This window comes from Chryseobacterium luquanense, assembly GCF_026460945.1.
In the GTDB taxonomy this organism is placed as follows: Bacteria; Bacteroidota; Bacteroidia; order Flavobacteriales; family Weeksellaceae; genus Chryseobacterium; species Chryseobacterium luquanense.
In genome coordinates this window covers 185,858-208,385 of record NZ_JAOVZV010000003.1, presented here as the reverse complement: position 1 = coordinate 208,385, position 22,528 = coordinate 185,858, and the positions used below count along the sequence as shown (strand labels likewise).

The window sequence follows — 22,528 nt, the reverse complement described above, 5'->3', positions numbered from 1 at the left end:
TTAATATAATAATTGAATTTTATTAACTTTGAGTAAAATTTAGTGATATGGATGTTACAATTGAACAAATAGAAAAAAATCTAGAGTCACTTCCGAAAGAATTTTTTGGGCAGGTGAACGACTATATCGATTTTCTGAAGTCAAAATATTCTGAAACGAAAGTTGTTGAAACAGATTGGGCGGAGAATCTAACAGATTCTCAAAAACAATCCATTGAGAAGGGAATTAATGATATTAAAAATGAGAAGACATATTCTCATGAAGAAGCAAAACAAAAAATCAAACAATATCTCTTTGAAAAGTCAAAATAATGGAAATTGTTTGGTCAGATGAGGTTTTGCAAAACTATTTTCGGGTTTTAGATTATTTGTTCGAGAATTGGACTGTTAAAGAAATCAAAATTTTTGAAACTAAGTTTGATCGATTAATAACAAGATTAAAAACTCATAAACAAATTTGTCCTAAATCTTCACTCTTGAATTATAGAAAATGCTTAATAGATAAAAATAATTCTCTGATTTATCAGGAAGTCAATCATGTGATTTTCTTAGTTGCCATTATCGATGACAAAAGTTCACATCAATATTAAAAAAAACACTCAAATTTTGAGTGTTTTTTTACTTCTATCTTCCAGTCCTATTAAAGGTTTTCCAAAATAAAATCCGTCATTTTCTGGTACAGTTGAGGTCTTGTCTGTCCACCATAAATGCCGTGGTTTTTATCAGGATATGCCATAAATTCAAACTGTTTTTTGTTTTGAATTAAAGCTTCAGAAAATTCCATAGAATTTTGAAAATGTACATTGTCATCAGCCGTTCCGTGGATTAAAAGGAATTTCCCTTTCAACAAATTAGCATAAGTTGTAGGTGAATTTTCATCATATCCTGCCGGATTTTCCTGTGGAGTCAACAAAAATCTTTCGGTGTAAACAGAATCATAGTATCTCCAGTTTGTTACCGGTGCAACAGCAATTCCTGTTTTGAAAACATCAGCACCTTTGGTCATTGCCAAACTCGCCATGTAACCTCCGAAACTCCATCCAAAAATTCCGATTCTTGTTTTGTCGATATATTTCTGAGTTCCCAACCATTTTGCAGCAGTGATCTGATCTTCAATCTCGTATTTTCCTAAATTTTTATAGGTTACTTTTTTAAATTTAGCTCCTTTAAAACCTGTTCCACGTCCGTCAACACAAGCGATGATGTAACCTTTTTGTGCCAACATTTCAAACCAAAGCGCATTTCCGTTGTCCCACGAATTCGTTACCTGTTGCGAGCCGGGACCCGAATACTGGTACATGAATAAAGGGTATTTCTTATTCGGATCAAAATTTTTAGGCTTAATGATCCACGCATTCATCTGATCTCCCGCTGTATTCGGAATCGTGATAAATTCTTTCACTGAAAAATTATCAGATTGTAATTTCTTAAGTTGGTCATCATTGTTTTGAAGTTCTTTCAACTGCTTTCCGTTTCCGTCTTTCAATACAAAAGTGTAAGGTTTTGCTGCTGTAGAAGATGTTTCAATGAAATAATTGTAATTCTTGCTGAAGTTTGCGGCATTGTTTCCTTCTGCATTTGAAATCAACTGCGATTTCCCATTCTGGATATTGATTTTGGAAACTATCTTATTGATACTTCCTTTTTCTGTAGTCTGAACAAATATTTCTTTAGATTTTGGGTTGTAACCATAATAATCTGTCACTTCCCAATTACCTTTTGTAACCTGCTTTTTCAATTTTCCATCTTTATCGAACCAGTACAAATGACGGAACCCATCTCTTTCAGAAGCCCAAAGGAAAGAATTGTCTTCCAGAAACTCTAAAGTCACATTGTCTGTGTCGATCCATTTATCATCGCTTTCGGTAAATAATTTTGTTGCCTGACCCGTTTTTGTGTCGACTTTTAAAACATCGGAAGCATTTTGAGTTCTTTGTGAAGTAATTAAAACGATTTCATCTGGATTTGACGTCTGAATGACATTCGGAATGTAATAATTTTTGAAACTGTCTAAATTAACTTTCGTTTTTTTACCGTCTGCTAAGTGATAAATATGCGCTGATGCAACAGAGTTTTTTTCTCCTGCTTTTGGATATTTATAACGCATTTCACTTGGGTAAAGCGACTTTCCGTAAATTGGAATGTAGATTTCAGGAACGTCGGTTTCAACCAATTTTACAAATAGAATATCTGCTGAATTTTTCGTCCATTCATACAATCTTGCGTGACCGAATTCTTCTTCATACACCCAATCAGCCAATCCGTTTAATACTTTATTTTTTACACCATGTTGCGTAATCTGAGTGATTTTTCCTGAATTTAAATCCTGATAAAATAAATTATTATCAACAATGAAAGAAATTTTAGTTGCATCCGGAGAAAATCTTGGTTCCTGAACGGCTTTTCCTTCATTCAGACTTGTCGTTTTTCCGGTTTTTAAATCTTTAATATCATAATTCCCTAAAAAAGAATGCCTGTAAATCGGCTGACTCTCTTTTAAAAGAAGAATTTTAGACTCGTCATCAGAAAATTCATAGCTTTCGAAATTCCCATCGACTAAATTTCCTTCTTTTTGAGAAGTTTTATAAGAATATTTTGCAATTCCACCTTGTTCGATGACCAAATAATTTTCACCGTTTTTCATAGATGTGATTCCGGCAATGCCTTTTCCACGGTAATATCCTGAGTAGATTTTATCTAAAGTAATTTCCTGAGCGGTTACATTGTAAAATGCTGCGACAACGCTAAGGGTAAGTAAGAGTTTTTTCATTTTTTAAAATAAAGGAATTCAAAGATAACAATTTTATCAAATTCATTTAAAAAGCATTTCAATATTATAATTTGGCAGAAAAATTGAATGTATTCTTTCATATTAAATTAATAATTATGGAAACGAATACACATGATAAGAAACTGAACAAGTATGAACTCGAAGATCAAATTGTTTACACTGGTTTTTCAAATTTTACTGATGCTGAAAGATATACACAAGAACATAACGGAACTTTAGTAGAAGTAGCTTTTAAAGATGGAAATGATAATCCCCAAATTACTTCGGAAGCTGGTTTGATTGAAAAAAAACTTCACTATTTTGTGGAAGCAGGACCGGAATATAAATTCATCCATTCTTCTGATCCCGGTTTTAAACAATACGCAGATGAACTTCAGAAAATTAAGGCTAATCAAGATAAAACAGGGCCTGAAGAAAGATATTTTGCAAGTTTTGAAATTGAGAATGCAGAAGATCCGATTATTGTAATTAAAAATGACCATTTAGAATCTGTTACTTCAAGAGAACGTTCTAAATATTTAAAACACGCAGATGTTTATGAAATAGGTGTTTCCACAGCTAAATCATAATTACATTTTTTATAAATAAAAAAACCGTGAATCAATTTTCACGGTTTTTTACTTTTTTATTTGTTGTACATGATAGAGTAATATTCATCTGCCATTCTGTCGCTGTTGAAATTTTCTTTCACATCTTTCATAGAATTGTGCTGAATTTTTCGCCATTTGTCAGGCTGATCGTAATAAGTCGGAAGAATTTCGTTTTCCAGGATTTCATATAATTTATTCAGATCATAATTATCCTGTTCGTAAATGCTCATATTTAAATAATCTGCCTTTGGAACAACAAAAGAGTTTTCGCCGTGTTTTGCAAACTCGGGAATCCAGCCGTCGTCAGTTGAAAGATTTATTGAACCGTTCATTGCAGCAGTCATTCCTGAGGTTCCTGAAGCTTCTCTCGGAACTCTTGGATTATTTAGCCATAAATCTGAACCTTGTTTTAAAGATTTACTTAACGAAAGTTCATAACCGGTAAGAACCGCCATGTTTTTGTGATTTTTGCTTTCTTCTACCAAAACATTGAACATGGAAATCGAAGAATAATCCATCGGATAAGGTTTTCCTGCCCAAATAATCTGTACCGGATATTTTGGATTGTTTAATAACTGTCTGAATCTTTCTTTATCGTGCAAAAGCAAATCTGCTCTCTTGTATCCTGCAAATCTCCTCGCCCAAACGATGGTGAAAATATTCGGATCAAATAAATTTCCTGTTTGATCGGCTACAATTTTAAATAATCTTTTCTTTAAAATTTTCTTTCTATAGTCGAAAAGAGTGTCATTGTTTTCATCTTTAGAAATATATAATTCTTTGTCGCCCCAATATTTAAAATCCTGAGCATTTGTGATTGATTTAATTTCACAAATTCCGGGATATTTGCTCCACATAGCTCTGGAAACTTCACCGTGAAGTTTTGAAACTCCATTCGCAATTCTTGCCATTTTCAAAGCACAAAGTGAATGGTTGAATAATTCTCCATCTGATCCCTCGATTTTTTTAGCTTCTTCCATACTTAAACCTGAAAAATAAGACATGTCGTAGCATAGTTTCAGATTGTGCTTTTCATTTCCGGCTTCTTCGGGAGTGTGTGTCGTGAAAACCAGTTTCTCTTTTACTTTGTGGATATTTCCATTGTATTTTTTCAATAAATGAAATGCAGCGGGAAGTCCGTGAGCTTCGTTCAGATGATAAACATCTCTTTCGAGATTCATTTCATCTAAAAGTTTTGCACCACCCTTTCCAAGCAAAATATATTGAGCCAGTTTTGTAGATTCGTTGGCGTCGTATAATCTATGACAGATTGTTTTTGAAATATGATCGTTTTCCGGAACATCAGTTGACAGGAAAAACATGGGTGCAGTATTGAAAATTTCGGGATCAAGATACCACACTTTTACCCAAACTGGTGCGCTGTGAATTTCTATCTGAAATTTTAAACCTGTATCTTCCAGGAAACTGTACATTTTTTTTGTCCAGGTTGGCTGTAAAGTCTGGTCGTGGTTTCTCGCCTGATCGTAATAACCGAATTTCCATAGAATTCCAATTCCGATAAGATCCTGATTAAGATTGTAAGCACTTCTCATGTGAGAACCTGCCAAAAAACCAAGTCCGCCAGAATAGACTTTAAGAACTTGCTCTAAGGCAAATTCCATTGAAAAATAGGCAACTTTTTTAGTGTATTTTGGGTTGATGCTGAAAGGCATTTGAAAATTTCTGAAATCCATTGTGTTGTGTGTTATAAGTTATTGTGGTTGTTATATTGGATTTGAGCTCAAAAAGCTAAACAAACCCCCTACCGCGACTGTTGATAATATAAAAAAAAGAATTAATAAACTGAGTATATAATTTATAATAACTTTCGCTAAATCGAATTTAGAAAACAATTGTAATATTGTCCAAGTTAATGATGCAAAAACAAAAAGATTTGATAAGAAAAGAATTCCAGGAATTATTCTATTCAATAGTTGAAATGTAATTGTAATGAGCATTAACTGAATTACACAAAAGGAAATTATTAAAAGCCATTCAAAATAATTGTACTTGCTCATTTTTTTAAATGGAATATAAAATGCAAAAGCCATTATTGGAATTTGTATTAAATATATTAAAGTAAAATGTTTAGAAACCCAATTAAAAGCAGGTCCAAACATTTCGATCACCTTTTTTTGAATATCAGTGGGTTTTTTATCACCTATCAATGAGAATTCTACATATTTGTCATGATATACATAATGGGTAATCAAAACCATGACAGTAGATAAAATAACAATATAAATAATAGGGCTGAAATGATTTTTCCTTTTACCCTCTAAATATTCTCTGATCATAATTCCAGGCTTTGTAAATAAAGCTTTGGTAGTATGTATAATACCGCCATCAAGGTGTAATATTCCGTGAATTAACTCATGAATAACATAATGTAAATTAATTTTGTGAGTATCTGTGTTTTGTCCGCATTTTGAGCAGAATTTATCACCTTCATTTAAACTGTGATGGCAGTTTCTACATTCAGCATGAGTAGCATCCATAAATAAGAGTTTATTCAAAGATAAAAATTCAAATGAAGAATTAAATATTAAATGAAGTTTAAATTTTTATTTTTCAGTAAACCTATACTTTAATTTCATATATTTAATACGTAAATTTTTGATAATCAAAAACTTTCAGCATAATCGTGAAAACCATGTGTTATTATTAATCTTTAAAAAACCACACATGAAAAAAGCTTTTTCTGAGGAAGATTTAATTAAAAATCTGAGCTTATATTATCTCAATCGGCATTTGAAAAAAAAGCCGATGGAAAAGTATCACCAAAAAATTGATGAGTCTAAGCTTCATGACCGTGATAAATACAAGAAAAAAGCAGAGATTTTATTGCTCAATTCTTTTATGCATCATTTTCCGGAAGTTACCTTTGAGAATCTTACCTGCGAAAGTCCTGACTTCATCGCAAAACTCAACGACAAAAAAATTGGTATAGAATTGACTGAAGTAATCAATCATCTTGAAATGAAAAAGATGGAGAGTAATTTAAACAAGATTTTCCGTCAGGCTGAAATACTATTAGAACAAGAAGACACTACGAAATATCGTGGTGTTTATTTTTTAGAATTCCATCCAAATATCAAATTTGATTCTTTAGAAAATCAACAGGAAATTATTTTAAATATTTATAAAAGCATTAAAAAAGGAAAACCTTTTGGATGTGTAAAATCTCTCAGGAAATCTTCCCATCGCAGAAATGTTTTTATTACTTATGAATACAATATGAATCTTTTTGATGAATTGTGCTCTGAAAAAATATTAGAATTAATCGAAAAAAAGAACGAAAAATTCCCTTACTATGATACTTCAGTCGATGAATGTTGGCTGGTTATTGTTTCAGATATGAACTCACTTGCATCGAGATATACTTTCATTCAAAATAGAGAACATTTAAGTGAGGTAAAAAGCCCTTTTCATAAGATTTTTCATCTTGAAAACCTTTGTGGTAATATGACGAGCATTAAATAGTTTTATTAATTTGATGTAAATAATTTAATTAAATAAGTTTTTTATTAATAAATATTTTGTTTTTGTCAATATTTGGTGATTTTAATTTAAAATTGTTATATTTGATGTACTATTAACTTATAAACCAAATTAGACATGAAAAAAACTCTACTTTTTATTCTTTTTTGTATTTCCCAGACTTTTTATTCCCAGGCAGATTGCGCTACAGCTTTAGCCGTTTGCGGAAATTCGAGTATTACTTATAGTCCTACAGGAATTGGCTTGGTCAATGAAAATTTGGGAGGTTGCTTAACTTCGGGAGAGCACAATTCCATTTGGTACAAGCTTACGATTGCAACGAGTGGAACGCTTACATTCGATTTGGTTCCTACAAGTTCAGATGCAGATTACGATTGGGCAATCTATGGACCGAATGCTACATGTGGCAGTTTAGGTTCGCCAATCCGATGTAATGCAGCAACTGTAATCGGAGTAGGAGCTTCTACGGGAATGAATATGACAAGTACGATTACAAATGCAATAGGAGGTTCTTCCACACCATATTGTATGTATATGGATGTGGTTGCAGGACAAACTTATTATTTATATATCGATAACTGGGTTGGAGCAGGAAGTACAGCAACGGCTCCTTTTTCTTTAACTTGGGGTGGAACAGCAACTTTAGCGTCACCTTTTACAAATCCTGCGCTGCAGCCAAATCCTTTTGTTCCTCCAGGAATTCCAGCTGCAAATCCTGCAGATCCTCGAGAGATTCTGATTTGCTCAAGTCCTGCTTTGTTTGATTTCAGTACTTTGACTGCAGGAATTTTAAATGGAAATCCTAATTTTACAATTTCTTATCATACAACACAAAATAATGCGCTTTCGGGAGCAAGCCCGATTACGGCACCTATAATTGTTAATACAACCACTACTTATTACTACAGTATTCATTATGAAGATCCTACAAATCCGAATAATGCTCTTAATTCATGCCGACAAATTGGTGCTTTTAAATTTAAATTAGGAAATATTACGGCAAATGATGTAACTATTTTTGCCTGTAACAATAATAAAAAAGGACAGGGAGTTTTTAATTTAACAACAGCGAATGTCTATTCTGGTTCGTTAAGTGTTACAACTACTTATTTCCCAACTTTGGCTAATTTGAATGCAGGAACGGGACTGATTAGTAATCCTTATCAGCATGAATCTGCTGAAGGAACGGTTTATGCTTTGGTAAAAACTGGGGATGGTTGTTCAGATATTGCCGTAATTACGCTTAGTTTTTATCCTGAAGTTGTGGTTAATGATACTACTTTAAGATTCTGTACGATAGATCCGGATCTTAAAACTGCATCTTTCAATCTTTCAACAGCTAATGTAACGTCACAACCAGGAACTACAAAAAAATATTACCCGTCGCTTACAGACGCAACAAATGATACAAATGAAATATCACTTTTCACAAATTATATTTCTCCAAATGGTGTTGTTTATGTAAGGGTTATCAATGCAAACGGATGTTATGGTATTGCTAAAATTACGTTGGAAGTAATTCCTTTGGTTTATTCTACGGTTTTAAAAGATAAAACCATCTGTATTGAAGACAGAACGACTTTGGATGCCGGAGCAGGATTTAGCGGATATGAATGGAGTACCGGAGCAACAACTCAGACTATTTCTGGTGTTGGTGTCGGAACTTATTGGGTGAAACTGAAAACAGGTGACTGTATTGCTCTTCAAACTGTAAAAGTGTATCCTTCAGAACAACCTGTAATTACAAGTGTTGATATTTCTAATACAACAGTTACAATTAATGCAAATGCAGGTACGGCTCCTTATAAATATTCGATGGATGGAATTTTATGGCAGGATTCTAACGTGTTTACGAACATTAAAAGAGGTGATCATAAAATTTATATAAAAGATTCTTATGACTGTGAACCTATTGAAATTGGAATTGTAGTTCCAAATCTTGTCAATGTAATTACTCCAAACGGCGATGGAATTAACGATATTATTGATTATTCAGCTTTGGCAAACAAACAGAATTTAATATTTAATATTTTTGACAGATACGGGAACAAAATTTTCCAGGCTGATAAATTCAATAATTATAAGTGGGACGGAACTTCAGGGAATAAAAAAGTTCCTACCGGAAGTTACTGGTATTCTGTGTCATGGAATGAAAATGATAAAAAAGGTACGCCAATTAAATATACAGGTTGGGTATTAGTGAAAAACAGAGAGTAATTAATGAGGATTAAATATAAAAGCAGAGCCATCTTGAGAGAGATGGCTTTTGTTAATTAAAAACTTTTGTGTCTTTAAAATAATCGGAGAGGTAGAGGATTTTTCCACAGTCTGAAAATTGTACAACAGTGCAAATTTCATTGCTGTGAGTTTCCCTTCCTGTAAGATTTCCAATTGACGAAGTTTGATAGAAATATTTATTGTTTCCTAGATGAAAAATTTCTGCAACATTCCATTCAATTTTTTCATAACGTCTGAAAATTGCCCTAAACAAAGCTAAAATACGATTCTTTCCAGATATTTCTTTTGAAGGTGGAATCCAGATTACAGTTTCATCAGTAAACCATTTTTCAAGCTTTTCAATATTCAAGGAATTTAAATCCTGCATAAAATGGCTTATCTTACAATTCATAGGCTGCAATTTACCATTATATACGTGAAAAATGCTAAATTGGTTTTAAATTAACTAAAATGCAAGATTTATTTATAAAACGTTTCGAGTACTACAAAATGCTTGGTGACAAATCATTTGAGCGGCTTTCAGACGAACAGATTTTCTGGCAATTTAACGAAGAAAGCAATTCAATTGCAATTATTGTAAAGCATATTGCAGGAAATATGTTGTCGAGATGGAGGAATTTTTTAACAGAAGACGGTGAAAAATCCTGGCGAAACCGTGACGAAGAATTTACCAATACTTTCAAAACAAAAGCTGAGGTTTTAGATTATTGGGAAAAAGGCTGGAAGTGTCTTTTTGATGCTTTAAACGAAATTAATGATGAAAATTTATATTCAATAATTTACATCAGAAACGAACCTCATTCAGTAATTGATGCGGTTTTTCGTCAGTTGGCCCATTATCCTTATCATATCGGGCAAATTGTTTTTATCGCTAAAATGATTAAAAATAATGATTGGAAAACACTTTCCATTGCGAGGGATAAATCTGATGATTTTAATTTTGAAATGAAAGATAAATTTAGATAAGTTATCGTGAAAAATTTTTAATAAAGAATAAAAAAATTGTCTCTGATTGCTTTTTAGAAAGGAATATCACAGATTTTCATTCCGCTTGTCAATTTATTTCCCAACTTCCTTACAAGATGAATTATGATAAAGTAATATCAGATTTGCAAAAAAATAATCAAGTTGAAATTAATCCTTTGTCTCCGGTTTGCTATCAAAACAGTCCGGAAATTCGTGACGAATACAAACAATAGATTCAATCGATTTACTATTCATATTAAATTGATTATCTTTGCACCCACAAAATTCAGGAACAATAAATGTCTCACTTTCATAGAACTGCCGCATTTCATACCCTTGGCTGCAAATTAAATTTTGCGGAAACATCCACTATTGCCCGTCAATTAACAGATGCTGGTTATAATAAGGTAAGTTTTGATGATAAAGCAGATGTTTATGTAATTAATACTTGTTCGGTTACAGAAAATGCAGACCGTGAGTGCAAACTTCACGTAAAACGAGCAATGAAAGCCAATCCTGAGGGTTTGGTGGTGATTGTTGGATGTTATGCACAGTTGAAACCTGAAGAAATTTCACAAATCTCTGGTGTTGATTTGGTTTTAGGAGCCAAAGAAAAATTCAATATTCTAAGTTATCTTGATGATTTGGAAAAATCTGAAAGCGAAGGGATTGTACATTCATGTGAAATTGAAGAAACAGATTTTTTCATTGGAAGTTATTCAATTGGTGACAGAACCAGAGCTTTCTTAAAAGTTCAGGATGGGTGTGATTACAAATGTACCTACTGTACGATTCCTTTGGCTAGAGGAATTTCTCGTTCAGATACTATCGAAAATGTCATTAAAAATGCTAAAGAAATTGCGGCAAAAGACATTAAAGAAATTGTTTTAACTGGGGTAAATATCGGTGATTATGGTAAAGGAGAGTTTGGTAACAAAAGACACGAACATACTTTCTTAGATTTAATTTCAGAGTTAAATGAAGTTGAAGGCATCGAAAGAATTCGTATTTCATCGATCGAGCCGAATCTATTGAAAGATGAAAGCATCGAACTAGTTTCTAAGAGCAAAAGTTTTGTTCCGCATTTTCACATTCCTTTACAATCGGGAAGCGATGATTTATTGAAAAAAATGAAACGTCGTTATTTAACAAAATTATACAACGATAGAGTTAATAAAATTCGAGAAGTAATGCCTGATGCGGCAATTGGTGTAGATGTAATTGTCGGTTTTCCAGGAGAGACTGAAGAATTGTTCATGGAAACTTTTAATTTTCTAAATGAACTTCCAATCAGTTATCTACATGTTTTCACCTATTCTGAAAGAGAAAATACCGAAGCTGTCGGAATGGATGGAATTGTTCCGATTCCTGAAAGAAAAAAGCGTAACAAAATGCTTAGAATTTTATCTGAAAAGAAAAAGATGGCATTTTATCAAACTCAGCTTGGGAAAACACTTCCTGTACTTTGGGAACACGAAAATAAAGACGGAAAGATGTTTGGTTTCACAGAAAATTATGTGAGAGTGCAAAAAGATTTTGACCAATCTTTCGTTAATCAAATTGAATTCTTAAAATTAGAAAAAATCCTGTCAGATGGCACGGTTTCTGTGCACTCTTCCTACGAAAGTTTTTTAGCGAAAGCATAGTCTTTCTGCTAAATTTCAACTAAATTTATTCTTTAACATTTTTAAATCTACATTCTTATGAGAGATAAGTTTTTATCTTGGGGAATTGTATTGGTATTGGCTACCTTTGCAGTGTCACTACTAATCAAAGCACACTATTGGATTCCAACACTTTTGGCAGCCATTTATATTTTAGGTGTTTACAATGCCTATCAAACTAAACACGCGATTTTAAGGAACTTCCCCGTTTTAGGGTATTTCAGATATTTTTTTGAGGGAATTTCTCCTGAAATGCAACAATATTTTATCGAAAGAGAAACGGATGGGAAACCTTTTCCGAGAAATCAACGTTCGGCGGTTTACAGAAGAGCAAAAAATTTAAGTGATACTGTTCCTTTCGGAACTCAATTGGAAGTCAATCATAGAAAATATGAAGGAATCAAGCATTCTATTTATGCTAAATCTCCAAAAGAAGAACTTCCAAGAGTTTGGGTTGGAGGCGAACAGTGTACGCAGCCTTATCATGCTTCATTATTCAATATTTCGGCAATGAGTTTTGGAGCATTAAGTGACAGAGCTCAGATTTCTTTAAATAAAGGAGCAAAAAAAGGAAATTTTTATCATAATACAGGAGAAGGTGGAATTTCACCGCATCATTTGGAAGGAGGCGATCTTTGCTGGCAAATCGGAACTGGATATTTTGGTTGCAGAGATGAAGAAGGGAAATTTAATCCTGAATTATTTAAAAAATATTCTACGCTTCCTAATGTGAAATTAATTGAAATTAAATTATCTCAAGGTGCAAAACCCGGACATGGCGGTGTTTTGCCAGGAGTGAAGAACACCCCGGAAATTGCTAAAATTCGTCACGTACAGCCAGGTCTTACGATTATTTCTCCGCCTTCTCATTCTTCTTTTTCAAATGCTGCAGGATTATTAAATTTTGTCAAACAATTAAGAGAACTTTCAGGTGGAAAACCTGTTGGATTTAAATTATGCATTGGTGATACCAAAGAGTTTGAAGATATTTGTGTTCAGATGAATGTTTTGAAAATCTATCCTGATTTTATTACAATTGATGGAGCGGAAGGTGGAACTGGAGCTGCTCCACCGGAATTTTCAGATGGAGTAGGAATGCCTTTAGAACCCGCTTTGATTTTTGTCAACAGAACGCTGAAAAATTATAATTTAAGAGATAAATTAAGAGTAATTGCAAGCGGAAAAGTTCTGACGAGTTTAGATATCTTGAGAGCTGTCGCAATGGGAGCAGACATGTGTAACAATGCGAGAGGATTTATGTTTGCTTTAGGCTGTATTCAGGCATTGAGATGTAATAATAACAACTGTCCGACCGGAGTTGCAACGCAGGATAAAATGTTGATTAAAGGATTGGATGTTACTGATAAAGCAGAAAGAGTTTATCATTTCCACAAAAATACTTTGCATACTTGTAATGAATTAATTGCTGCAGCAGGAAGAAGTTCTTATGAAGAAGTTGATGCATCTATGTTTATGAGAGGTGATGAGTTTGAGCATCTTTCAGATAAATATTTCCCTGATATTTTAGGAAATGTGAGATAAACGGAAAATAAAAAACGGCTTCAAAATATTTTGAAGCCGTTTTTATTATTTTTTTTGATTGAGATTATTGTTGATCTGCAGGTCTCGTTTCTGTGTGATAAATCTGGAAATTAAAAATAAAGGTTATGTTTTTAAGTCCGTAATAATTTTCATTTCTTGCAAAAGCAGCTTTCGAAGGAACGATAATTACACCTTGTAAATTAGGTAAATCGCTATTTGGAAGATTTTGAAATCCATTGAAATATTTTAATCCTTCTTTTAATCCCGGAATTTCATAATAACTACGCGGTTTCGCATCTGTAACGATATTTTTTTTAGCGTAATAAAATGTGGGGTCCGTATAAGGAGATCCGCTTCCGTCAAGGGTGTTAAGTAGACTTCCGTAAGGATTTAAAGATACATTTCCATCTGTTTCTGTTGCTAGATAATAATTAGCTCTCATCATTGTTTTAATAAGACTAGCTGTAGTAAGTGAGCTTGAATCTGTATTTATTGCTACTCCAGGATTAGGTTGAGCTCCGTCTCTTTTAATATAAATAACTCCGGAAGGCAGTGTAACTGGGCTTAGCTGAGAAAGCTTTTTTTCATTATCATCAGAAGTATCTGTGCTGCTGAAAGCTTTAATATTTCCTTTGGAATCTAAGTAGTTGTTATCCATAAATTTCTGAATAGCCTGCTCATCATAAGAGTTTCTTACATTGATATCTTCCGGTTCTACGAAAGTTTCCACTTCATCATCCTTTTTACAAGCTGCGAAACACAATGATCCTGCAAGGATATACAAAAATATTTTTTTCATTTAAAAAACTTTAATTACTTTACAAATAATATAACGACAAAAGTATAAAAAATTATGAGAATAGATAAATTTTTGTGGAGTATTCGTTTTTATAAAACAAGATCGGTGTCTGCGGATGAAATAAAAAAGAACAGAGTTTCTATCGGTGCATCGGTTGTGAAGTCCTCAAAAGAAGTGAAAGAAGGAGATGTTATTAAAATTCGTAAAAACCAAATTGAGTATAAAATTAAAGTAATTCAAATTCCTAAAAGTAGAGTAGGAGCTAAATTGGTTCCGCTTCATATAAAAGATGTTACCGATAAAGATCAGTATGAGCAATTAATGATGCGCAAAATGTCTCAGGAATATTACAGAAATAGAGGAGAAGGAAGACCTACCAAAAAAGACAGACGAGATATGGATGATTATGTTGGAAACGATGTCACCGCAGATTTTACAGATTGGGATGATTTCTTTGGTGAAGACGGAAGTGATTCTGAAAAAGAAGATTAATTTAAAACAGAAAGCTCTAGAGATAGAGCTTTTCTGTTATTTCTGTGATGATGTCTTCAGGATTTTTATTGTCTGTATTGATGCTGAATTGAGCTTTTCCGTAAAAATTATTTCGTTCAAATAAATGTTTTGCAATAAATTCAGGCAAATCTTCATCAGAAATGTTTGCGATTAAAGGTCTTTTTTCTTTTTGTTTCGAAATTCTTTCTGCTAAAGTTGAAATTGAGGCTCTCAAAAAAACGCTCTTTGAACTATTATTAATAATTTCCATATTGTTATAATAAGCCGGAGTTCCTCCTCCCAGGCTCAAAACGATGTTTTCCTGAGTGGCTAAGATTTCCTCCAAAGTTTCTCTTTCCAGCTTTCTAAAATAAATTTCTCCCTTTCTCTCGAAGATTTCGGGGATTGTCAATTTATTTCGCCTGGAAATTTCTTTATCTAGGTCAATTAATTTGAAATTTATTTTATCGCTTAATATTTTGGAAATGTGAGATTTGCCACTTCCCATGTATCCGACTAGTGAAATTATCATGAATTTATTTTAAACAAATTTGCGAAAAAGTTTTGAGATAATGAAAAAAGTCCTATCTTTGCACCACTAAAAACAAGGGACATTACTTACGATGAAAACTTGATAATAAAGTGACCGACTCGGTAGCTCAGCTGGTAGAGCAATACACTTTTAATGTATGGGTCCTGGGTTCGAATCCCAGCCGGGTCACTAGCAAAAAATCTTACAGATTTGTAATTTTTTTGCCTGCGTGGTGAAATTGGTAGACACGCCATCTTGAGGGGGTGGTTTCCTAAGGATGTGCTGGTTCGAGTCCAGTCGCAGGCACTGCAGAAAAAAAATATTTGATTAATTATTGATATTATATAAAAATAATTTTATATTTGTCGTCGTTAATTTGATGTGACCGACTCGGTAGCTCAGCTGGTAGAGCAATACACTTTTAATGTATGGGTCCTGGGTTCGAATCCCAGCCGGGTCACAAGTTTACTGAAAAGTAAATTTTTTTCATATTAATATTTTGTGATTTGGTGTTCAAAGGCTTCCCTACGGAAGCCTTTGATTTTTTATCTCAGTCCAAATGCATATTGTCTATTAATCGTACTCCGTCTACATTAACTACGATAAATGCTCTGTACGAATTTTCGTCTTCTTTTTTGACGATTTCTTTTAAAGTGTTTTCATCAGCAATTAAAAAATATTCTAATTCCATATTTTCCTGATTAGCGAAAATTTCACTTACTTTTTCTTTTATTTCAGAAATAGAAATGCTTTTAAACCAATCTTTAACTTTAATTAATGTTTCAAAAATAATTTTAGAATCATCTCTTCTTTGCTCAGACAGACGTTGATTTCTTGAGCTTAAAGCTAAGCCGTTTTCTGCTCTGTAAATATCAACTCCTTTTATATTAATAAGAAGCTGTTTTTTCTCGACCATTTTTTTTATAATAGCTAATTGCTGAAAATCTTTTTCACCAAAATAAGCATTGTCGGGTTTTACCTGCCTGAAAAGTTCTTCAACCACGGTTCCTACACCATCAAAATGTCCAGGTCTTGATTTTCCTTCCATTTCATTTTCCAATCCATCATAATCGTAGCGTTGACTTTCCGTTTTTTCTGGATAAATATCTTCAACTTGCGGAAGATAAACTGCATCAACCAAACCTGAGTTTTCAAGAATTGAGATGTCTCGATCGGTGTCTCTTGGATATTTTTCTAAATCTTCAGCATTGTTAAACTGTGTGGGATTAACAAAAATTGAAGAAATGACCAAGTCGTTTTCTTTCCTCGCTGCTTCATATAGAGAAAGGTGTCCATTATGCAGAGCACCCATTGTAGGTGCAAAACCTATCTTTTTGCCCATTTCTTTCTGTCTTTCAATGAAATCTTGTAGCGTTTTTTTATTTTTTAGAACTTCCATAGTTTATTTTAATAACAATTCAAAAATACTAAATATTAAAGAATTCATTTTTGGTTTTAATACATTAATATCAATAACTATCGTAAAAAAATGTTAATTAGAATAATGTTGAATGTTTTTTCGTAATTTTGCAAATTAAAGCATTATTTAAAATTATATAAAAATTATATGCCCAATCAGAAAATACTGTACATTACCACAGAGATGTACCCTTATCAGGAAGACACGAATTTAGCAGCGGTGGTAAACAAAATGGCACTTAAAATGCACCAAGAAGGCAATGATGTAAGAGTTTTTATGCCACGATTTGGACAGATAAGTGAAAGGAAATTTCAGCTTCATGAGGTGATTCGCCTTTCGGGAATGAATATTATTATTAACGATTTAGATCAGCCTTTAATTATTAAAGTTGCTTCTTTACCGGGGGAAAGACTTCAGGTTTATTTCATCGATAACGAAGAATATTTTAAAAGAAAACAATATTATTTTGATGATGAAGGAGTAGCGTATGAAGATAACGACGAAAGAGCAATCTTCTTTGCACGTGGTGTGATTGAAACGATTAAAAAACTAAACTGGGTTCCGGATGTTATTCATTTGAATGGATGGATGTCTTCGTTTGTGCCTATTTATCTTAAAACTTACTACAAATCTGATACTTACTTCAAAGATGCTAAAATTGTTCTTTCATTATATAATGAAAAGGATGCTCCTTTAGCTGGAAATGTAGGTGAGAAATTGAAATTTGATAATATTTCAGATTTAAATGCGTTAAACAATCCTAGCTTCGAAAGTTTCGTGATTGAAAGTATGAATTACGTTGACGATGTTGTGAAAGGTGACGAGTTCCTGAATGGTGAGCTTGACAAAGCATTTAATGAAACTTCTACTTCAAAGTCTGAATATTTGGATGTAGAATCTATCAGTAAACTATATTAATATACATTTTGATGATTTATAATATTAGAAAAATTTTCACTATCCTTTCTGTAATGGTTTTGGGTGGTGCATTAGTTTATAATTGTGAGCCGGAACCAGATTCTTTGGGTGAACAATTATTTTTAGACGGTGCCGCAAATGGAAATGAATCTTCTTATGATCTTATTGCTTATAATATCAAAAATAACGATTCCATAAGAACAGATGCTTTTAAGCTTTTGGATTTAATAAGTTCAAGCTCTACATCTTCTAGAGCAGTTTTAGGAGCATTTAATGAGAGCCAATTTGGAATGCAGAGAGCTTCTTATTTTACTCAGGTAAGATTGGCGACTTATAATCCTGATTTCGGGACTAATGCGATTGTAGATTCTGTAGTTTTGGTTGTTAAGCCTGTTTATCGTGCAGATTCACTTAAAGCAACTACAACAGATGAGAATTATATTTATCCTGATGGAAATATAGATGCAAAAAAAGTAGTTAGCACATATCCTATTACAAAATATGGAAAAGCTAAAAAAAGCTTAACGCTTGAAGTACATGAAGTATCAGATTTTATGAATGGCTTTAATGATATCGTGTATTCTAATAAGAAATTTGAAACATACACTCCTGTTCTAGGTTCAAAAGAAATTACAGATGGTAATGTAAGTTCTGTAACAATTACTAAAGATTCTGATAATTCAGCGTTGTTTACTTCTGCATCGCCTGCTGTAAGAATTAAATTGTCAAATACGGTTTTTCAATCTAAAATTATTAATAAAAAAGGACAGCCCGAACTGAATGATGTTTCAAACTTTATCAGACATTTCAGAGGATTAAAAGTTTCTGTAACTAATAGTGATGGTTATTTATTCCAAATTTATCCAAATGATATGGAATTAATCATGTATTACAAGAATGATTTAGTCGATGCTAATGGTGTAACTACAAGACCTCAGACGAAATACGCTTTTGATTTAAAAGCATCAAATATGCACTCTGGTTACTATGAATATGATAGAGCAGGAGCTGCAATTCAAACCTATGCTAATGGAAACACTACGACAGGAGATTTGAAACTTTATGCTCAAGGAATGGGAGGGAACTCAATTGGTGTAAAATTCCCGGTTGCTACAATTAATAAGCTTAAAGAATTGTATCAAACTAATAAAGCTGCTATTATCAGTGCTAAAATCAGAATTTACACAGATAAATCTCAATGGTCAAATGCTTATCCAAAACCATCTAGTTCAGATTTTACAATCGTACAAAGGGATAAAGATGCGGAAGGAAAACCTACAACAGCTTACACAACAGATTATACTTCATTGGGAGCTGCGTTTATTCCTGTAAGAGCTTATGATGTAGATAAAAATCCTGCTTATTATGATTTTACTGTAACACAATCTCTTAAAGATATCGTAGAATCTACTACTAATGTTGATTATAGTAATAGATATTTTAAAATTGACCTTTCTCAATTTTTACCAAATTCTTCTGGTGCTTTAGCTGGATATGCTTATACGTCAAGATCATTTTCACCTTTAAGAACAGTATTTGTTGGTTCAGATCCTACAAATGCAGATGATGATACAACTGTTACTCCCAATGAAATAAAACTGAGAGTAACTTACGGAACAAAAAAATAAAAAACTAAAAAATACTTAAAAAAACACTTGATTAAATTATGTGCGGAATAGTTGGTTATACAGGTTTTCAAGATGCCTATGATATTGTTATCAATGGTCTTAGAAGATTAGAATACAGAGGTTACGACAGTGCCGGAATTGTGTTGGAGAATGAAACCAACAGCTTTAGTGTTGAAAAAACTAAAGGAAAAGTAGATGACCTAGTTAATATTGCCAGTAATTTAAAAGGAACTGCGAAAATAGGTATGGGACATACTCGTTGGGCGACTCACGGTGTTCCAAGTGATAGAAACTCACATCCACATGTTTCAAATAATGGTAAAGTTGCTATTGTTCACAACGGTATTATAGAAAACTATGATACTATTAAAACAATGCTTACCGAAAAAGGGTTTTCATTTAAATCTGAGACTGATACTGAAGTTTTAGTTAATCTAATTCAGTATTTTACAGATTTAAATTCTGAAACAGATTTCCCTACAGCTGTAAGATATGCATTAAATGAAGTTTATGGAGCTTACGCAATTACTGTTATGCATGAGGATTATCCAGGGATTTTAGTTGTTGCAAGATTAGGTTCTCCTTTAGCAATCGGTATCGGTGAAAAAGAATATTTCATCGCATCTGATGCCTCACCTTTCGTGGAATTTACAAAAGAAGCTATTTATCTTGAAGAAGGTCATATGGCTACAATTTCTTTAGAAGGAGGTGTCGATATCAGAACAATTACAGATAACTCTAAAATTATTCCTGAAATTCAGGAACTTAAATTAAGCCTAGAGCAAATAGAAAAAGGTGGTTATGAGCATTTTATGCTTAAAGAAATTTTCGAACAGCCAAAATCTATTCACGATACAATGAGAGGAAGACTTATTGTAAATGAAGGCGTAATTAAGATGGCGGGAATTTGGGATCATATCGAAAAATTCAAAAATGCCAACAGAATCATCATCATTGCTTGTGGAACTTCTTGGCACGCAGGTTTAATTGGTGAATATTTAATTGAAGAATTTGCTAGAATTCCTGTTGAAGTAGAATATGCTTCAGAATTTAGATATAGAAACCCTATTATAACAGATAAAGACGTTGTTATCGCAATTTCTCAATCAGGAGAAACTGCAGATACTATGGCTGCTCTAAAACTGGCTAAAGAAAAAGGAGCATTTATATATGGTATATGTAATGTGGTAGATTCTTCTATTGCAAGAATTACAGATGCAGGATCTTATACTCATGCAGGACCAGAGATTGGTGTTGCTTCTACAAAAGCATTTACAGCTCAATTAACTATTCTTTCTCTAATTGCGTTAAAATTAGGTAAACACAATGGTAATTTGGGAAATGCTGAATTCATGAGTCTTATTTCTGAATTAGATGCTATTCCTAAAAAAATTGAAGAAGTTTTAGAAGCTACTCATGAGCTTACTCAGCATATTGCTAAAGATTTCATCCAAGCAACCAATTTCCTTTATTTAGGAAGAGGTTACAATTATCCTGCAGCTTTGGAGGGAGCACTTAAACTAAAAGAAATCTCATATATTCATGCAGAAGGTTATCCTGCAGCAGAAATGAAGCATGGTCCAATTGCTCTAATTGACGAAAACATGCCAATCGTTATCATTGCCCCTAAAAAAGGACATTATGATAAGATTGTAAGTAATGTTCAGGAAATTAAAGCTAGAAAAGGAAAAGTTGTCGCTGTGGTAAATAAAGGTGATAAACAAGTGAGTGAAATGGCAGATTATGTGATTGAAATTCCTGAAACTTCAGAATGTTTCTCTCCAATAGTTGCTTCAGTACCTTTACAGTTATTGGCTTATTATATAGCAGTGTACAGAGGAGCGAATGTCGATCAGCCAAGAAATCTTGCAAAATCTGTAACTGTAGAGTAAAAAGTACTTGGAAATAAAATAAGTTTAGATTTTTTTCGTTATTCTAAAAAAAATCTTAAAAGTTTCTTAAAAAAATTATATATTTACGGCTTAATTATAAAAATTAACATGAAAAGGATATTTCTTTTATTATTGTCTGCGTCGGTAGCATCGGTATCTTGTTCAGGTGGTGGATCTTCTTCTGTAGGGAAGCCAGGAACAAAAGGAGAATTGATACCTAGAGAAAAAACAAAATCATTTGTTGCACAAAGACCTTATGGTATGGTAGCAATTCCTGGCGGTTCGTTTATTGCGGGTATGGCCGGTGAATCATTTACCAATAATGGCGAAACTGCACCTTTGAAAACGGTAACTGTAGCTCCTTTCTTTATGGATGAAGCAGAAACTACTAATGCAGAATACAGGGTTTTCATTAATTATGTAAGAGATTCTATTGCTAGAACTATGCTTGCTGAAGCTGCCGGAGAAGGTGGTGATGGTAAAGGTAGAGGTCAAAGTATTGGTGATTACGCTTACTTAGCTAAAAAAGAAGAAAATCTTACACCGTATCAGGAATATCTTGAAGGCGCAGGAGGAAGAGATGATGGTTTTGATGCAAGCAAAAGATTAGACTGGAAAATTCCATTACATTGGAGTACATCTAAATATCCGGATGTAGAATATGCTGAAGTGTTAGAATCTATGTATTTACCGGCTTCTTCTAGAGTAGGTAGCGAAAGACTTATTGACGTAAGTAAATTAAAATACAATTATAAGTGGGGAGATATGCAGGCTGCTATCGCTGATAATGAAAGAGGTGTAAACTTCTTGAGAAGCGAAAGTATTGCAATTTATCCTGATACAACAGTTTGGGTAAATGATTTCCACTTTACTTATAACGAGCCATTGTTTGAGCAGTATTTCTGGCATAAAGCTTACAAAGATTATCCTGTTGTAGGGGTAACTTGGGATCAGGCAAGAGCATACTGTAATTTCAGATCTAAATTGAAGTCTGATTATAACGAAAGCTTAAAAAGAAGACAACAAAGACCTTTAGAATTCCGTCTTCCTAATGAAATGGAATGGGAATATGCTGCAAGAGGAGGTAAAGAAAATGCTGATTATCCTTGGGGAGGTCCTTATTTAATGGATGACAGAGGTTGTTATTTAGCTAACTTCAAACCAAAAAGAGGTAGCTACATGGAAGATGAAGTAAAAGGAACTTATACTTACACTGCTCCTGTAAAAAAATTCAAAAAGAATGGTTTTGGATTGTTTGATATGGCAGGTAACGTTTCTGAGTGGACTGTTTCAGGATATAACAATTCTGCATACGGCTTCTCTTCAACTTTGAATCCTTCTATTACAGCTAAAGCAGATAATAAAAAATCTGTGAGAGGTGGTTCTTGGAAAGATGTTGGTTATATGTTGATGAACGGTGCAAGAGATTGGGAAAGCAAAGATTCTGCAAGAAGTTACATTGGTTTCAGAACTGTACAAGATATTCCTGAAGCTGCTGTTAAAGTAAAAAGAGTTAACAGATAGAAATTCCTGAAACTATTTCAATATTAATTTAT

At 33.1% G+C, this 22,528-nt stretch carries 20 protein-coding genes and 3 tRNA genes; 16 read left to right on the top strand and 7 right to left on the bottom strand.

The genetic code is table 11. The features are described 5' to 3' along the window. Positions 1-47: 47 nt before the first annotated feature. Complete coding sequence (locus tag OEA66_RS05225; protein ID WP_267280391.1) at positions 48-311, top strand: hypothetical protein; 264 nt, start codon at positions 48-50, stop codon at positions 309-311. Beyond that, entirely contained in the window at positions 311-589 is a 279-nt protein-coding gene (locus tag OEA66_RS05220) for a type II toxin-antitoxin system RelE/ParE family toxin (RefSeq protein ID WP_267280390.1), read from the top strand. Before OEA66_RS05225 ends, OEA66_RS05220 begins: the two co-directional genes overlap by 1 nt. Before the next feature lie 50 nt (positions 590-639). Here the strand turns inward: OEA66_RS05220 and OEA66_RS05215 are convergent, their stop codons facing one another. Beyond that, positions 640-2,769, bottom strand: coding sequence for a S9 family peptidase (locus OEA66_RS05215; RefSeq protein ID WP_267280389.1), 2,130 nt, complete (start codon positions 2,767-2,769; stop codon positions 640-642). Positions 2,770-2,885: 116 nt separating this feature from the next. Here OEA66_RS05215 and OEA66_RS05210 point away from each other — a divergent pair, with 116 nt between their 5' ends. Beyond that, entirely contained in the window at positions 2,886-3,359 is a 474-nt protein-coding gene (locus tag OEA66_RS05210) for a hypothetical protein (protein ID WP_267280388.1), read from the top strand. A 56-nt stretch (positions 3,360-3,415) separates the two neighbouring features. Here OEA66_RS05210 and glgP read toward each other — a convergent pair whose 3' ends face one another. Further along, positions 3,416-5,074: an alpha-glucan family phosphorylase gene (glgP, locus tag OEA66_RS05205; RefSeq protein ID WP_267280387.1), complete on the bottom strand. Its 1,659-nt coding sequence runs from the start codon at positions 5,072-5,074 to the stop codon at positions 3,416-3,418. Positions 5,075-5,104: 30 nt separating this feature from the next. After that, positions 5,105-5,878 carry a DUF3667 domain-containing protein gene (locus tag OEA66_RS05200; RefSeq protein WP_267280386.1) on the bottom strand — a complete coding sequence of 258 codons (774 nt, stop codon included), beginning with the start codon at positions 5,876-5,878 and terminating at the stop codon, positions 5,105-5,107. 187 nt (positions 5,879-6,065) lie between these two features. Between OEA66_RS05200 and OEA66_RS05195 the strand changes: the two genes are divergently transcribed. Continuing rightward, entirely contained in the window at positions 6,066-6,863 is a 798-nt protein-coding gene (locus tag OEA66_RS05195) for a hypothetical protein (protein ID WP_267280385.1), read from the top strand. A gap of 135 nt (positions 6,864-6,998) precedes the next feature. Continuing rightward, positions 6,999-9,098 (top strand): FIDD domain-containing protein, encoded by a 2,100-nt coding sequence (locus tag OEA66_RS05190; RefSeq protein WP_267280384.1) that lies wholly within the window; start codon positions 6,999-7,001, stop codon positions 9,096-9,098. A 52-nt stretch (positions 9,099-9,150) separates the two neighbouring features. Here OEA66_RS05190 and OEA66_RS05185 read toward each other — a convergent pair whose 3' ends face one another. After that, complete coding sequence (locus OEA66_RS05185; RefSeq protein WP_267280383.1) at positions 9,151-9,510, bottom strand: nuclear transport factor 2 family protein; 360 nt, start codon at positions 9,508-9,510, stop codon at positions 9,151-9,153. A gap of 59 nt (positions 9,511-9,569) precedes the next feature. Between OEA66_RS05185 and OEA66_RS05180 the strand changes: the two genes are divergently transcribed. The 3 genes from OEA66_RS05180 to OEA66_RS05170 all read left to right on the top strand — a co-directional run bounded on the left by OEA66_RS05180 (position 9,570) and on the right by OEA66_RS05170 (position 13,291). Continuing rightward, entirely contained in the window at positions 9,570-10,085 is a 516-nt protein-coding gene (locus OEA66_RS05180; protein WP_267280382.1) for a DUF1572 family protein, read from the top strand. Between the two features lie 299 nt (positions 10,086-10,384). Beyond that, positions 10,385-11,731: a tRNA (N(6)-L-threonylcarbamoyladenosine(37)-C(2))-methylthiotransferase MtaB gene (mtaB, locus tag OEA66_RS05175; RefSeq protein WP_267280381.1), complete on the top strand. Its 1,347-nt coding sequence runs from the start codon at positions 10,385-10,387 to the stop codon at positions 11,729-11,731. 57 nt (positions 11,732-11,788) lie between these two features. Then, complete coding sequence (locus tag OEA66_RS05170) at positions 11,789-13,291, top strand: FMN-binding glutamate synthase family protein (RefSeq protein ID WP_267280380.1); 1,503 nt, start codon at positions 11,789-11,791, stop codon at positions 13,289-13,291. A gap of 64 nt (positions 13,292-13,355) precedes the next feature. On the opposite strand, the gene OEA66_RS05165 is transcribed toward OEA66_RS05170, so the two are convergent. Next, entirely contained in the window at positions 13,356-14,090 is a 735-nt protein-coding gene (locus OEA66_RS05165) for a hypothetical protein (protein ID WP_267280379.1), read from the bottom strand. A gap of 54 nt (positions 14,091-14,144) precedes the next feature. On the opposite strand from OEA66_RS05165, the gene OEA66_RS05160 reads away from it, so the two are divergent. Next, positions 14,145-14,582 carry an Hsp15 family ribosome-associated heat shock protein gene (locus OEA66_RS05160; RefSeq protein WP_267280378.1) on the top strand — a complete coding sequence of 146 codons (438 nt, stop codon included), beginning with the start codon at positions 14,145-14,147 and terminating at the stop codon, positions 14,580-14,582. A gap of 16 nt (positions 14,583-14,598) precedes the next feature. Here the strand turns inward: OEA66_RS05160 and OEA66_RS05155 are convergent, their stop codons facing one another. Then, entirely contained in the window at positions 14,599-15,114 is a 516-nt protein-coding gene (locus OEA66_RS05155) for a shikimate kinase (protein ID WP_267280377.1), read from the bottom strand. Between the two features lie 116 nt (positions 15,115-15,230). Between OEA66_RS05155 and OEA66_RS05150 the strand changes: the two genes are divergently transcribed. From OEA66_RS05150 to OEA66_RS05140, 3 genes are all read left to right on the top strand, one after another. Continuing rightward, positions 15,231-15,303, top strand: a tRNA-Lys gene (locus tag OEA66_RS05150). 34 nt (positions 15,304-15,337) lie between these two features. Next, positions 15,338-15,420: transfer RNA gene (locus OEA66_RS05145), tRNA-Leu, on the top strand. A gap of 81 nt (positions 15,421-15,501) precedes the next feature. Then, positions 15,502-15,574 (top strand) — tRNA-Lys (locus OEA66_RS05140). 90 nt (positions 15,575-15,664) lie between these two features. Here OEA66_RS05140 and panC read toward each other — a convergent pair. Next, positions 15,665-16,513: a pantoate--beta-alanine ligase gene (gene panC / locus OEA66_RS05135; RefSeq protein WP_267280376.1), complete on the bottom strand. Its 849-nt coding sequence runs from the start codon at positions 16,511-16,513 to the stop codon at positions 15,665-15,667. A 168-nt stretch (positions 16,514-16,681) separates the two neighbouring features. Between panC and OEA66_RS05130 the strand changes: the two genes are divergently transcribed. The 4 genes from OEA66_RS05130 (at position 16,682) to porK (ending at position 22,496) form a co-directional block, all read left to right on the top strand. Continuing rightward, on the top strand, positions 16,682-17,452 hold the full coding sequence (locus OEA66_RS05130; RefSeq protein WP_267280375.1) for a glycogen/starch synthase: 771 nt from the start codon (positions 16,682-16,684) through the stop codon (positions 17,450-17,452). Positions 17,453-17,463: 11 nt separating this feature from the next. After that, the gene (locus OEA66_RS05125) at positions 17,464-19,080 is read left to right on the top strand and encodes a DUF4270 family protein (protein ID WP_267280374.1); all 1,617 of its coding nucleotides are present in this window, start codon (positions 17,464-17,466) and stop codon (positions 19,078-19,080) included. Between the two features lie 38 nt (positions 19,081-19,118). Further along, positions 19,119-20,972 (top strand): glutamine--fructose-6-phosphate transaminase (isomerizing), encoded by a 1,854-nt coding sequence (gene glmS, locus OEA66_RS05120; protein WP_267280373.1) that lies wholly within the window; start codon positions 19,119-19,121, stop codon positions 20,970-20,972. Between the two features lie 108 nt (positions 20,973-21,080). Beyond that, positions 21,081-22,496, top strand: coding sequence for a T9SS ring complex lipoprotein PorK/GldK (porK, locus tag OEA66_RS05115; protein ID WP_267280372.1), 1,416 nt, complete (start codon positions 21,081-21,083; stop codon positions 22,494-22,496). Positions 22,497-22,528 lie beyond the last annotated feature (32 nt).